Annotated in this window: 11 protein-coding genes; 5 read left to right on the top strand and 6 right to left on the bottom strand. The window is 41.5% G+C overall.

Annotation, left to right across the window (positions count from 1 at the left end):
* Positions 1-82: 82 nt before the first annotated feature.
* The gene (locus ABJF11_RS14895) at positions 83-769 is read right to left on the bottom strand and encodes a head GIN domain-containing protein (RefSeq protein ID WP_348120716.1); all 687 of its coding nucleotides are present in this window, start codon (positions 767-769) and stop codon (positions 83-85) included.
* Positions 770-1,018: 249 nt separating this feature from the next.
* On the opposite strand from ABJF11_RS14895, the gene ABJF11_RS14890 reads away from it, so the two are divergent.
* Together ABJF11_RS14890 and mtaB are read left to right on the top strand one after the other, a co-directional pair.
* Positions 1,019-4,156, top strand: coding sequence for a TonB-dependent receptor (locus ABJF11_RS14890; protein ID WP_348120715.1), 3,138 nt, complete (start codon positions 1,019-1,021; stop codon positions 4,154-4,156).
* A 97-nt stretch (positions 4,157-4,253) separates the two neighbouring features.
* Positions 4,254-5,561 (top strand): tRNA (N(6)-L-threonylcarbamoyladenosine(37)-C(2))-methylthiotransferase MtaB, encoded by a 1,308-nt coding sequence (gene mtaB, locus ABJF11_RS14885; protein WP_348120712.1) that lies wholly within the window; start codon positions 4,254-4,256, stop codon positions 5,559-5,561.
* Between the two features lie 42 nt (positions 5,562-5,603).
* On the opposite strand, the gene ABJF11_RS14880 is transcribed toward mtaB, so the two are convergent.
* Entirely contained in the window at positions 5,604-6,188 is a 585-nt protein-coding gene (locus ABJF11_RS14880) for a DUF2911 domain-containing protein (protein ID WP_348120710.1), read from the bottom strand.
* A 259-nt stretch (positions 6,189-6,447) separates the two neighbouring features.
* On the opposite strand from ABJF11_RS14880, the gene ABJF11_RS14875 reads away from it, so the two are divergent.
* The 3 genes from ABJF11_RS14875 to ABJF11_RS14865 all read left to right on the top strand — a co-directional run bounded on the left by ABJF11_RS14875 (position 6,448) and on the right by ABJF11_RS14865 (position 11,107).
* Positions 6,448-6,708 (top strand): hypothetical protein, encoded by a 261-nt coding sequence (locus ABJF11_RS14875; RefSeq protein WP_348120709.1) that lies wholly within the window; start codon positions 6,448-6,450, stop codon positions 6,706-6,708.
* A gap of 201 nt (positions 6,709-6,909) precedes the next feature.
* Positions 6,910-10,044 (top strand): hypothetical protein, encoded by a 3,135-nt coding sequence (locus ABJF11_RS14870; protein ID WP_348120708.1) that lies wholly within the window; start codon positions 6,910-6,912, stop codon positions 10,042-10,044.
* A 163-nt stretch (positions 10,045-10,207) separates the two neighbouring features.
* On the top strand, positions 10,208-11,107 hold the full coding sequence (locus tag ABJF11_RS14865; protein ID WP_348120707.1) for a M23 family metallopeptidase: 900 nt from the start codon (positions 10,208-10,210) through the stop codon (positions 11,105-11,107).
* A gap of 9 nt (positions 11,108-11,116) precedes the next feature.
* Here the strand turns inward: ABJF11_RS14865 and ABJF11_RS14860 are convergent, their stop codons facing one another.
* The 4 genes from ABJF11_RS14860 to ABJF11_RS14845 are packed head-to-tail and all read right to left on the bottom strand — an operon-like array spanning position 11,117 to position 14,574.
* Positions 11,117-11,815, bottom strand: a complete 699-nt coding sequence (locus ABJF11_RS14860) for a sulfite exporter TauE/SafE family protein (protein ID WP_348120705.1) — start codon at positions 11,813-11,815, stop codon at positions 11,117-11,119.
* A complete protein-coding gene (locus ABJF11_RS14855) occupies positions 11,815-12,249 on the bottom strand; it encodes a FixH family protein (RefSeq protein ID WP_348120703.1) in 435 nt (144 codons plus the stop codon). Before ABJF11_RS14855 ends, ABJF11_RS14860 begins: the two co-directional genes overlap by 1 nt.
* Positions 12,246-13,745 (bottom strand): cytochrome c oxidase accessory protein CcoG, encoded by a 1,500-nt coding sequence (ccoG, locus tag ABJF11_RS14850; protein WP_348120701.1) that lies wholly within the window; start codon positions 13,743-13,745, stop codon positions 12,246-12,248. The genes ABJF11_RS14855 and ccoG overlap by 4 nt, the downstream gene beginning before the upstream one ends.
* The gene (locus ABJF11_RS14845; protein ID WP_348120699.1) at positions 13,666-14,574 is read right to left on the bottom strand and encodes a cbb3-type cytochrome c oxidase N-terminal domain-containing protein; all 909 of its coding nucleotides are present in this window, start codon (positions 14,572-14,574) and stop codon (positions 13,666-13,668) included. The genes ccoG and ABJF11_RS14845 overlap by 80 nt, the downstream gene beginning before the upstream one ends.
* Between the last annotated feature and the right edge of the window lie 2 nt (positions 14,575-14,576).

The following is a 14,576-nucleotide window of genomic DNA, read 5'->3' as shown; positions in this document are numbered from 1 at the left end:
AAATATTGCACTGGTGTACTAAGACTAGCTCGTCATGTCGCATGCTGGAGAATGCTATATTTCCCTAAATTCTCAGATCGGATCAATCGTCTTTTCTAACCTTGCCGCTGCTGCTCGTATCTACATAGACCTTATCAGGACTCCCGCGATAGTAGATTTTACCGCTACTACTCGCTCGACCATCGAGCAGTCCATGAACCGTCACTTCGGCTTTGCCAGAGCTGCTCACACTTATATCAGCCTCCTCGCTATCCATGTCAAATGCGGAAAGATCACCCGAACTGCTAATATCAATATCTTGATATTTGGCCTTACCTTCCAGTATTACATCAGCGCTGCTAGATATTCTGACATCAAGCTTTCTGACATTAATGATAAGATCTACACGTCCAGAACTGCTCGCCTTGATTTCAAATCTTTCTGCCGCTATCTCATCACTGCCTATGATAGATGCGGACGAACTCACTGATACTGCACTGAGATCGTCGCTATAGGTAAGGTCAATGTCGACATTTTTCGAAAAGTAATTACCTCTTTTCATGCGGATATATAGTGTGGATCCTTCAACTTTGGTTTCCACGTTTTCTGTGTCTACACCACGAGTTTCTATCTTTGCTACATTGGAAGCTCCTTTTTTCATTCTTACGTTGATCGATTCCGAGACTTTTATTTCGTCAAAGTCGCTTAGATTTCTAGTCTCGCTGGTTTGTGCTGAGGCTACTACAAAACTGGCCAGGAGAATGCCGATACAGGTTATTATCTTTTTCATCAGTCTATTTATTTTAACGGTATGAGGAAACGCCGAAGTCATAATTCAATAGTGGAAATAATATTTTACAATATGCAGACAGTCGAACATTTCATGAGTTTTGATTTTTTTGATCTAAAGACCTTACAATTTAACAAAGGTTGCATCACAATTTATTAAAGTAGTTGTTGATACATTTATTTGACTTTTTTTTGTATGCGTGCATAATAATATTCGACTATATTTGATGCTCACTCAAACTCTTATCATATGATCAAAACGTTTACATTAAAATTCCTGATTCTGGGGATTTGTTTCATGCTATATAGCATTGGTATCTATGCGCAGACAACGACCTCATGGATTACGGGTCGCGTGAATGATGCCAATGGAGAAGGTCTAATAGGCGCTTCTGTCATTGCCGTACACGAACCGACAGGTACCAGGTACGGAGTTTCGACCCGATTAGATGGTGGATATGATATTCCTAATGCTAAAATAGGCGGACCTTATTCAGTTGAAGTCTCATTCGTTGGTTTTAAGAATCAAAAAATAACCGGCGTATTTCTGACATTGGGTCAAAAGCAAAGATTGGACTTTCTGTTGGTAGAAGATGCTACAACGATCGAAGAAATTGTAATTAGCGCCAACCGTGATGACGTAATGAACAGTGAGCGAACCGGTGCTGAGACGACAATCAGTAATGATCAGCTGGTGAAATTACCAACTATTTCAAGATCGACACAAGATATATTCAGACTGACACCTTCCAATGATGGGAATGGGTTTGCAGGTAGAAGTGATCATGATACCAACTTTTCGTTGGATGGGTCCATCTTCAACAATCCTTTCGGATTGGATGCAGCTACACCAGGAGGGCAGGCTGGTGCTCAACCTATTTCGTTGGATGCGATTGACCAAATTCAGGTTTCAGTAGCCCCTTTTGATGTAACCAAGGCAGGTTTTACAGGAGCATCTGTAGATGCGGTTACTAAAAGTGGAACGAATACTGTGAAAGGAACTGTGTTTGGATTCTATAGAAACCAAGCCATGACAGGCAAAAAGGTAGACGGCACTGAAATAGAAGTTCCAGATTTGACACAATTCCAAGGGGGGTTCTCCATAGGAGGGCCGATTATCAAAAACAAACTTTTCTTCTTTGCTAATGCCGAAATTGAAAGAAGAGAAGATCTAGGACAAAACGTGGTAGCCAACAATGGAAGCAACTCAAGCGCAAGCAATGTTTCCAGAGTCTTAGAATCGGATCTGAGAGCAGTGCAAACCGCACTACGGGGCATTGGATATGATCCGGGAAGGTATCAGGGGTATACTCACAATACTGAGAATTTGAAAGCTATGCTGAAGATCAACTGGAACATCAATGACAAACATAGCCTGACAGCAACGTACAACATGCTGGATGCAAACCGTGATTTACCGGCACACCCAGAGGCCCTGATTCGAAGAGGACCGGATCAAACGACTATGCAATTTGAGAACTCGGGTTACAACATTGAAAACAAGATCCAATCTGGAATGCTGGAGCTGAACTCGATTTTTAGCAATACGGTATCAAACAAACTGCAAGTAGGTATCACTTCATTTAGAGATGCCAGAACTCCTGCAAGTGCACCTTTCCCAGATTTGAACATTGCCAACAATACTATTAATTATATCGTCGCGGGTCATGAACCTTTTTCTATTAACAATAAATTGGATCAGGATGTAATTCAGATTACCAACAACTTAAATATTTTCAAAGGTGCTCATACATTTACCGTAGGTGTTGCTTTTGAGAAATTTAGCTTCGACAACTCATTTAATCTTGGAGCTTATGGCGGATCTTTTGGCCCTCCATATGCAAGTGTCGCAGATTTTCAGACAGCGATCGATGATGGCACTATTGCTACTCAAATGGCTGATGCAGAAGCCTTGTTTAATGCCAACAACAATAACGATTCCTGGGCTCTCGCCGAAACCAATGTTGGTCAGCTATCATTCTATGGACAAGATGAATGGTCAGCAACTGACAACCTAACATTGACCTTCGGACTGAGAATGGATATGCCTCTTTACTTCGATACGGAGGATAAAATGCAGGAGAACATTGACAGAAACTGTTGTTATGACCCGAGCATTCAGTACTACGACGAAGACGGCGCACCGATAACCTTCAACTCATTAGAATTCCCTGATCAAAAACCTCTTTTCTCACCCCGATTCGGATTCAATTGGGATGTGAATGGTGACCGCTCAGTTCAACTTAGAGGCGGTACGGGTTTATTCACAGGTAGATTTCCATTTGTATGGATCGGTAATCAGGTAGCAAATCCTAACTTCTTCTTTTACACAGTATCAAGAACTGATTTTAAATTTCCTCAAGTTTGGAAAACCAATATTGGGGTAGATAAAAAGCTAGGAGAAGGGTTTACGATGAGTGCCGATTTGGTGTATTCTCGTGATGTCAATGGCATCATGGTTAGAAACTACGGGTTGATTCAGCCCACGGCTTCACTACCTGGGCAGCCCGGAAGAATGGTGTACAGTGCCACAGATAGAGCTACTGTTTTTGGCGGAGCTACCAATGCTTATGTATTGAGCAATTCTGACGTTGGTAGAAGCGTCAACGTGTCATTCGAATTGAAAAAGAACTGGACAAATGGACTTTACACCTCTGTTGCTTACAACTTCCTTGATTCTAAAGACGCATCTTCTTTGGTAGGTGAGATATCTAGCGATACGTATGATAGAAATCCAGCGATCAATAATGTAAATGCTGCAACAGCAAGTCCATCGCTATATGGTAACAGACATAGAGTCATTGGTACTGTGAATAAGAAATTTAAGTACAGCGGTGATAAAATGGCTACAACTGTATCGTTTGTTATTGAGTATGCACAAGGAGGCAGATTTTCATACACCTATGCTGGAGATATAAACAATGATGGTTCGGGTCTAAACGACTTAATTTATGTGCCATTGGATTCTGAAGTTGATCAGATGCAGTTTGATACTTTCTTCGCCACCGAGGCATCACAGCGCGCAGGTTTGAAGTCCTATCTTGCTCAAGATGATTATCTTAGTGATCGCAGAGGAAGATATGCTGAGAAGTATAGTGCTTTGAGCCCTTGGTTCTCAACTTGGGATATGAGAGTACTTCAAGACATTTATATGGGCGATCATACCTTGCAGTTAAGCTTAGATATACTTAATATTGGAAATATGATTTCTAATAAGTGGGGTGTGAGGCAATTACCGCTAAATACTTCACCGATTGGTGTGGCTGGCTTCGATGGTACCGGAGAGCCGATTTATACTTTTGATACCAACGCCAGAGAGACTTTTGTCGATGATTTTAGCTTAAGATCAAGGTGGCAATTGCAACTGGGCGTAAGATATATTTTTTAACAAAGACGCTTCATTGAGAAAAAGGTAGATAATACCTTTGGAAAGCCCCCTAGTGGGGCTTTCTTTTTTTTACTAGCTTTGCGTTTTATTCCTGTACATGAAAAAAGTTGCATTTTATACGCTGGGTTGTAAACTCAATTTCTCTGAGACCTCCACTATTTCAAGGCTCTTTGAAGAAGAAGGATATCAGAAGGTAGCATTCGAAGAATCACCCGACATCTTTGTGATCAATACATGCTCGGTCACCGAGAATGCGGATAAGAAATGTAAACAGATTGTAAAAAATGCAAAGAAGATATCTCCTCAATCTTTTGTTGTGATTATTGGGTGTTTCGCTCAATTAAAACCAAAGGAGATATCTGAAATACCTGGAGTGGATGCCGTATTAGGGGCAGCGGAGAAATTTAAACTCCTCGAACACCTCAATAATTTCGAGAAGAAGCAGGAGACGATTGTTTGTGCCTCGGAAATTTCTAACGCTACAGAGTTTAACAATGCATACTCTATTGCAGATAGGACACGTACCTTCTTGAAGGTACAGGATGGCTGCAATTATGGATGTGCGTTTTGTACCATTCCATTAGCACGTGGCAAAAGCCGTAGTGACACGATCGCCAACATTATAAAATCAGCAGAAGAAATAGCAGCGTCCGAAGTAAAGGAAGTTGTGTTGACTGGAGTCAATATTGGCGACTTTGGCGTACAAGGAGGCAGAAGGAAAGAGCGATTTTTGGAACTGATACAGGCGCTTGATCAAGTCGATGGGATCAATCGATATAGGATATCGTCGATAGAACCGAACCTGCTCAATAATCAAATCATTGAATTTGTAGCGCAGAGCAAGAAATTTGTTCCACATTTTCATATTCCATTGCAAAGCGGCAGCAACAAAATATTGAAGTTAATGAACAGGCGCTATCTGCGCGAGCTTTATGTGGAGCGTGTGGCTAAGATTAAAGAGTTAATGCCTGAAGCATGTATTGGAGTAGATGTTATTACAGGATTTCCTGGAGAATCATATGAGGATTTCCTAGATACTTATAATTTCATCAATGAATTGCCGGTGTCTTATTTGCATGTTTTTACCTATTCGGAACGGGCCAATACTCTTGCTGTGGAGATGGGTGATATAGTATCAAAAAAAGAACGTACCGAACGATCCAATATGCTACGCATCCTATCTGAAAAGAAAAAAAGAGCATTCTATGAATCACAAAGAGGTCATGAATATTCTGTGTTATTAGAAAATGACGTGAAGGATGGCTATATGTATGGGTTTACCGAGAACTATCTCAAGGTAAAAGTACCCTATGAAGAACAGCTGGTCAATCAGGTCAAAGTAGTGCGTATTGAAGATTTGGATGAGGATGGCGCATTACGTGTAGCCGATGCGGTGGCTGTGTAGGTCAAGGTTTGGCTAAAGACAAATCCAAATCAATTCCTGAGACTATAGTGGCATGACTAAAAAATCGAATTTAAGTTTGTCCCAGGAGAATTGAACAGTGCCGGAGGCATCGATATCAAAAGTCATTCTTTCTGAAGCTTCTTCTGCTGTCATTGGTTCTACTTCAAATCGTAATACATCCATAGACTGATCATAGTCGTAGGCTCCCCAAACCTCATATTTAGTGTTGAGTATGACCGTCCACTTGTCTTTTGTTGGTATGGTATACAGCGCATAGTTGCCAGCTAAAAGCGTATCTCCATTTACCAAAATATCGCCAGTAGATGAGAGCACAGTTGCTTCATTGGCACCTGTTCTCCATACCTTGTTGTATGGCACTAAATCTCCCCAGATCGTACGACCTTTTACGGCTGGTTGGCTATAGGTGATAAAAACATCAATGTCACCAAAGGTAGTGAGTGATCGAGCAGGAGGAGAGGGCCTGGAAGCGCATTTTTTTTGATAGGATTCAAACTCCTTCAAGTCTGAAGAAATGAATTTGGATGGATATTCGGGACGATAACAACCACTAATCGCCATTGGAACCACGAGCACTACAAGAAGCCTCCACCAATTATTAGAAATCATATAAGATAAACTTGCTTTCAATCTGCCAAATTAATATTTTCTTGAGTCATGTCTACGTGTAGGTCGAAAATATGTTTGCACAATTGGTTTAATATCGAAATCAAAAGAAAATATGCTTGATTATCGCACATACAATGTCTCATAATCGGTCATTTTTGAAATTTCACATTTTGTGTAACTATCAGTATACCAGATAGATAAACTGTTGGGTATATTTTTTGTTAACAAAAAAATAACGTATAACATAAAACTTGAAATTATGAGTGTAATTGGAATTGAAATCCCACGACTGGAAGAAGATCAGGACATTAGTGTTGAGGTTAAAATCAATGGAATCAAAAAACAATACAACTACCGTGTTGAAATCTTCTATTGGGAAGAGTGCCCGTTTCCAACTGAGGATAGGGTGGAGTGCATAAAAAATTTGGTATCAAGCTATGATGAGAAATGGGACCTAGCCCATATAGGAATCCCAACTGATGAGTACATTCCGATTACTTTCAGAAAAAAACGAATCTGATTCCATCAGAACTGACTTAAAATTTCTATTATTGTCATAGATTCAACCGGTTATGCAATCAGGAATTACATAACCTCAACTATATAACCACGTTCAGGCGTGGTTTTTTTGTGCCCTGCTCATCCTGAAATTAACCCGTTTATCAGAATACGACTCAGCTTCTGCATAGAATGATTATTTTAGTTAAAAACAATCATCACCATGCGCAAGATTTTCACCACATTTACCTTACTTATTGTTTCACATTTGTTGCTAGCTCAAGAGATCGATATGAGCCTCATGAAGGGCTTAAGCTTGCGTAGCATAGGACCAGCCGGAATGAGCGGCAGAGTTACTGCAATAGACGCCGTTGTGAGCAATCCGGATATTATATATGTAGGCACAGCCTCTGGTGGTCTCTGGAAATCTGAAGGAGGCGGGGTCTCCTGGACTCCTATTTTTGAGAAGGAGAAAGTGGCCTCCATAGGTGCGTTGGCTATTGATCAATCCAATCCTGATATTATCTGGGTAGGCACTGGAGAAGGCAATCCAAGAAATAGTGCAACCTCAGGTGGCGGAGTCTACAAAAGTCTTGATGGTGGTGCCTCATGGCAATATATGGGACTTGAAGGCACGAGAAACATACACCGTGTGATCATTGATCCACGAAACTCGAATACCATTTATGTAGGTGCTCAAGGGTCTGCATGGGGAGAGAGTGTAGACCGAGGTGTTTACAAATCTACGGATGGAGGAAAGTCATGGAAAAAAATCCTGTATACGAATAAAAAAACGGGAATTGGCGAACTGATTATGGACCCCAACAATCCGAATAAATTGTTTGCAGGTATGTGGGAGTTCCGAAGATGGCCCTGGTATTTTAAGTCTGGTGGTTCGGGCTCTGCGCTACATGTGACTTATGACGGTGGAGAAACCTGGAAAAAACTAACCGAAAAAGAAGGAATGCCAAAAGGTGACCTTGGCAGAATGGGGCTTGCTATTTCCAAAAACAATTCGAAGGTGGTCTACGCCTTGATCGAGTCTAAGAAAAATGCATTGTATAAATCTGAGGATGGCGGTGCAAAATGGAGCAAAGTGCAGGATAAAAACATCGGCGGAAGACCGTTTTACTATGCTGAAATAGCAGCTGATCCAGAGAATGAAAACCGTCTTTACAATATTTATTCTGAGGTAGGACTAAGTGAAGATGGAGGGAAAAACTTTAAAACACTGCTGGGATGGTCTCCAACGAGAGTGCATGGTGATTATCACGCCATTTGGATTCATCCCGAGAATCCGTCATTCGTCATTATTGGTAATGACGGTGGGTTGGCAATCTCCAGAGATAGAGCAAAGACCTTTAGATTTGTAGAGAATCTGCCCGTTGGACAGTTTTATCACATTTCGACAGACGATCAGGTGCCCTACAATATATATGGCGGAATGCAGGACAATGGCTCTTGGATAGGCCCATCAAATTCGTTGAGAAATGGAGGCATGAGAAACAGCTATTGGGACGAAATAGCGTTCGGAGATGGCTTTGACGTCGTGCCCGACCGCTCCGACTCAAGATATGCCTTTGGCATGTGGCAGGGTGGGAACCTGCTGTACATAGACCTACAAACGGGAGAGTCGCAATATATCAAACCGATACACCCTGAAGGCGAAAAGCTTCGTTTCAACTGGAATGCTGCAATTGCTCAAAGTCCACATGATGCAAATGTGATCTATTTTGGAAGCCAGTACATCCATAAGAGTTCGGACAAGGGCCAGCACTGGGAAATAATCTCACCGGATTTGACTACTAACGATGCAACCAAGCAGAAGAGCCATGAAAGTGGCGGTTTGACTATGGATGCCTCCGGTGCAGAAAACTATACTACAATTCTTGCAATTTCACCATCACCTATCGATGACAAAGTAATTTGGGTATCTACCGATGATGGCAACATTCAATTGACAAAAGATGGTGGTAAAACTTGGATCAAGTTGAACGACAGAATAAAAGGATTGAAGGCAGGTGCATGGATGCCACAGATAAAAGCCTCAAAGTATAACGCTGGAGAAGCTGTATTGGTAGTGAATGACTATCGTCGCGACGATTGGACTCCCTGGCTCTACCGAACCGCTGACTATGGAAAAACCTGGACTCGTCTGATAGATAATCAGGATATCTCTGGGTATGTATTAAGTTTTGCGCAAGATCCAAAAGAGCCAAATCTGATGTTCGTAGGCTCAGAATTTGGCTTATATGTCAGCTTCAATGCAGGCCAGTCATGGAACAAATGGAAAGAAGGCTATCCAACCGTGTCAACTTATGATCTCAAAATTCAGGAGGCTTTTGGCGACCTAGTCATAGGCACCTTTGGTCGATCCATTTGGGTGCTCGATGATATCAGGTCACTGCGTGCTTTGGCAAAGGAAGGGACTGAATTGCTAAAAAAGAATATTTATGCCTACGAAACTGCCGATGCTTATCTGTATTCTCGAAAAGAGGCAGCCGGTACCCGTTTTCAAGGAGACGCTATTTTCAAAGGAGAAGACAAAGCCAATGGTGCGCTGCTGACTTTTTCGCTTGGCAAGACATCCAAACAGGACACGACTATTAAGTCTGATACGGTATGGATCAAAGTATTCAACGAAAAAGATGAGGAAATCAGAAAGTCACTCATGGTAGGCCAGCAAGGAATGAATAGGTACAATTGGGATATGTGTCGCCGTGGCTTTCGCTCCAGTGATACAGCCAGACCTGACAAGGAGAAGCAAGATGTATCTGGTAGATGGGTGCTTCCAGGTCAATATAGAGTTCAGTTTAGATACGGGACGGATTCGGTAAGTACCAGTGTGCAAATCAAAAAGGATCCAAGAATCGACATCTCAATAGAAGAGATGACCAAAAACGCACAAACACGTGACCGTATAAACGAATATCAAATTTTAGCAACGACGGCCATAGATCAGCTGAATGAGGCTCAAAAAAGTATAGACTTGATCCTTGAAAACATGAAACGTCAGCAGATATCTAGCGATAGTTTGTCTGCTAGTGCAAAAACAATAAAAACGAAGATAAAGGAGTTGAGAGAGCTGATCAACGAGAAGGAAGATCTACAAGGATTCAACGATGACGGAATGTTAATATCCAATCGATTGTGGGTGGCTAGTTTCTACTCTCAACTTTATAGTAAAAATAATAGGACACAAGAGTTGTATGCAAAGCAACTTGGAGACCAACTTAAAGAAGTACTGGAGAAGACAAATGTTTTCTTTGATTCAGATTATAAGGATTTTCAATCTGAAGTAGATAAGCTGAATTTGAGCTTCTTCAAGTCATACGAAAAATTGGAATTGAAGGAGTAGTGAAATATTTCGCTTGGATGAGGGCGATAGTTTTCCTTTTGCATGAGACAATGTGTTTAAATAGCAATTCTAACGGATTCAGGAAAAAGTCAGGAAAAAGTTGATGAGCGGTTTATTCCAGCGCTTAGTTTACATTATTATTAGGTAAACTAAAAGCACTAAAATGATGACTTCAATAGCGATTTCGCAGGTTAAACAAAGATTCCTTCTATCTCTGATGCTGACAGTGTTTTTATGTTGTGGAGATTCGGATTCCTCCGAAGTTATGCTAAAAAGTGAACCGCCATTGGTTACAGATCATAATAGAGAGTATACCTATAGTATCCGATCTGTTTCTGATAGTAATAGCGAGCTAGTCGTAATTGAAAAGCAGATACCAAGTTGGCTTTCTTTTGATCCTGAATCCAATATTTTGTCTGGTACAGCTGGTTGGCCAAATGTTAATGAGTCTTTTCCTGTCAAATTAGATTTGCAACAAGGTGATTTGTCCTCCGAACTTTCTTATAGTATAGTTGTAGAGTTAGGTGAGATAGTTTGTGATCAAGAATTTGGAAATCCTGAAGACTCTCCCTACGTATTGCCTTATACTTTAGGCGAAACCTATACTTTTGGTCAAGTTTATTGTTCTGAAAACCCTGCTTGGGGGCATCACAATTGGTTTGCATATGATATAGATATGGGCAACGGTACAATAGTGCTAGCATCCAGAGAAGGTGAGATCATAGCTACGAAAGAGGATCAGCCTAACATAGGTGGAGATTGCAGCGGTGGTAAAGAAAATTTTGTATTCATATTGCATGATGACGGCACAGTCATGTCCTATGTGCACTTTACCACTGATGGTGTGCTTGTGGAGACAGGCGATCGAGTGGTACAAGGGCAGGAGATTGGATTGAGCGGTAATAGTGGATGTTCATCAGGTCCACATACACATGTGGCACTTTTTAAGGACAGAACCAATTTTGATAGGCAGTCAACTATCCCATTTAATTATTCGAATGCAGATGGTCCTTTGGATATGAATCAAGGCTTAGTTTTAATGGAAAACTACACCGCAAGGTAACCTATAAGGTTAGTCGCAAACTGTGATATCGGTCGTGGGATAGAGATAGGAGATGGCTGGACTCAGATATGGGATATCCAGATCGAGCCCTCTAATGATCAACAAACATCCCAAACTGGTAAGAAATACAAGAGACAACCTGTTGAGAGTAACTAGAGAAAAACCTTTAAGTGCCCGTCCGGAGAGTGCCATAAACAACATGGCTGGAAACGTACCGAGACCGAATACAATCATATAGAGTAAGCCGTTGCCCAGATTGGCTGTAGTCAATGCACCAGCAACTGCAGCATAGACCAATCCGCATGGAAGAAAACCATTGAGAGAACCAAGTAAGAATGAGCTGAGTAATCCGCTGCTTTTAAGCCAGCGGCTGAGGTAAGATTTCAGATATTGTGTGACATTGTACATCGGTCGGTAAAGCTTGCCTTTTGCCGAGCTGCCCAGCCCTAAGGCCAGTACAATCATGAAAAGCCCCATACCGATAGAGAATGCCTGCTGATAGCTCCCAAGAAAAATGAGCTCCCCTAATAACCCGAATACCAATCCGATGATCGCATAAGTGCAAATGCGTCCGAAGTTATACAAAAGACGGCTGGTGAGGAAACGACTCAAGGTCTGCTGACCAGACATAGCCAGAACAATGGGTCCACACATGACTACACAATGTAGACTACCTACAAATCCCAGAAAAAGGGCCGTCCAGTACATTACAAAACTATTCTTTGTTCTGAAAAGTATTCTTTGTCACCAGCAGTCCAACGAAGCTTTGTTTTCCATAATCCACGGCCGAAACCCGAAATCGAAAAAGCCTGTTTATTTTCATTGTCAAGCTTGATCTTCATCCTCTGGTCTACGGCGTGATCAGATGGTCTGAAGAAATGGATCTCTCCGCTGTTCATAAGGTCCGCGAGCTCAGACGGAAAAATAAGTATGATTTGATCTGTGGTTTTTACTATTTCTGGTTTTAGGGCTAGATCCTGATAGTTTTGAATTCTGTCTATTTGATCTTGATATGCCAGTTCTTCCTCATAATAGTTTGGATCTACAAGATTCACATCATGTTTCATGGAAATCACCACCATGGTAATAATCAGCCCTGCAAATAGAACAAATGCAACTACAATACTTTTTCCCCAATTCATGATTTCATTTTTACAGGACCTAAAAATTTGGTATCAATCTCTTCAATCAATTCACCGGCGCCAAACACACCAATGATTATTGTTGTCTTCGTCTTATTAATTTCACCCATAGGCATATTTATAAAAAACACACCTTCATACTTGTCGTTGGCCGGAATAATAATCCGCTGTGTGCCCACACGACTGATGACTGCCTTGGGATTGTTCATTACCCTCAGTTCGAGTTCCATATCTTCATATGTTTTGTTTACAAACTGAATATTATAAAGATTGGAGATTTGACCGTCATCTGTTTTCTGATACAAAGTGCCAGGTACTTTCAAAACGGTAATTTCCACATCAGATCTCGATATGAGCATGAAGGATAAGAAACTGATCATAGCGATGAGGACGACAGAGTACCCCGCGACCCTCGGTGTGAATAATTTCTTCTGCCCGGTTTCGATGGCTGTATGAGAGGAAAGCCTGATAAGGCCCTCTGGTTTGTTTATTTTGGTCATCACTTCATCACAAGCATCCATACATGCTGTACAATTAACACATTCGAGCTGCGTACCATTTCTGATGTCAATACCAGTAGGGCAGGCGTGTACACACAAATTACAATCGATACAATCACCAGCATCCTGCTTAGGATCGGCCTTCTTCAATTTGGTACGAGGTTCGCCACGCAGCCAGTCATACATCACCGCCATGGTGTCTTTTACAATCAATACACCTTGGAGCCTTCCATAGGGGCACACTGCTGTGCAAGCTTGTTCTCGGAAATAGGCAAAGACCCAATAGAAGACGCCTGTAAATGCCATCAAACCAATAAAACCGCTCATATGCTCAGTAGGTGGCTGAGAAACAATAACTTTCACTTCTTCTATACCTATCAGGTATGCCATCACTGTGTGAGAGATCAGTATTGAAATCGCAAGAAAGATGAACTGTTTGAGTGATTTTTTCCAAATCTTCTTGAAATTCCACGGTGCAGCATTCAGCTTTCTTTGTTGATTGGCATCGCCTTCTATCCAATATTCAATTTTTCGAAATACCATTTCCATAAACAGCGTTTGTGGACATGCCCATCCGCACCACACACGTCCGAAGGCAACGGTAAATAGAATAATAAAAACAAAAAAGGTCACGGCCAAAAGAGCCAATAAAAAGAAATCCTGGGGCCAGAATGCCTGTCCCAGGATTACAAATTTTCGTTCGAAGATGTTTAGCAAAAGCAGGGGATGTCCACCGATTTTGATAAATGGCCCACTGAAAAGTAAACCAAGCAAAACTACAGTGACCAGAATTCGGTAATTATGATACCTGCCCTTAGGCTTTTTAGGATAAATCCAAATTCGCTTTCCCGACTCGTCTACCGTCGCTATTGTGTCGCGGTACTCCTCCTCAAACTCATAATGGTTCTCCATAGTATTACTCAGCAGCTTCCGATTCGCTTGTTTCTGAATCGATGCTCTCTTCTTTGTAAAGCTCTCCCTGAGGAGCTTTGGCATTATCAGGATTAGTACCCCTCAGTGTTTGTATATAGGAAGTTACATCATTCATTTTAGATGGAGACAATACGTCTCCCCAAGCGATCATTCCTTTGTCTGGTACACCGTTTTTGATGGTGTTGTATACATCCTGTATACTGCCGCCGTGCAACCAATAGTCGTCTGTGAGATTAGGGCCTATACCGCCTTCACCGCCAGCTTTATGGCAGGCTATACAGTTTCTTTCATATACGATTTTTCCGCTGTTTAGTACCGCAGGATCATCAGTGAAGACAATATTGGATTCATCGATACTACTTCCTGCTTCTGCAGTTTTCATATTGGATTGAGCCTTTGCCATAGCGATTTCATACTCTTCCGTTTGCAAAGGAAGACTTCCGCTGATGTGGTACATAAACATATAGACCACCGCAAAAACGATAGAGGCATAAAACATATATGTCCACCAGGGTGGCAGATGATTGTCCAGCTCTCTGATTCCATCATAATTGTGATCAAGCTCAACTGTAGATTCTTGCTCGATTGGAACGGCATCTGTTAGGCTCGCATAAAATTTGGACCACATGCCAGGTTCTTCGACAAAGGGCACACCTTTTTCTTTGGCTCTTCTCAATCCATCTTCACGAACCATTACTCTTAGAATTGAGAGCAGATAGAAGGCCACAATGAGCACTACTATCATCACAACCAATACCAGCGATATTACAATCATGGTCGTCTCTTCTCCTGAGAGGTTGAACGTTTCGGATTGTGCGGATGAGGTATGTCCTGTAATCAGCAACATCAAAAATATCCCAAGTCCCTTCATATATTTTTTAAAAGTATTCATAT

It is taken from the genome of Reichenbachiella sp. (genome assembly GCF_039941815.1).
Classification (GTDB): domain Bacteria; phylum Bacteroidota; class Bacteroidia; order Cytophagales; family Cyclobacteriaceae; genus Reichenbachiella.
Note: the sequence above shows the minus strand (reverse complement) of the source record. Positions and strands in the feature narration are given on the sequence as shown.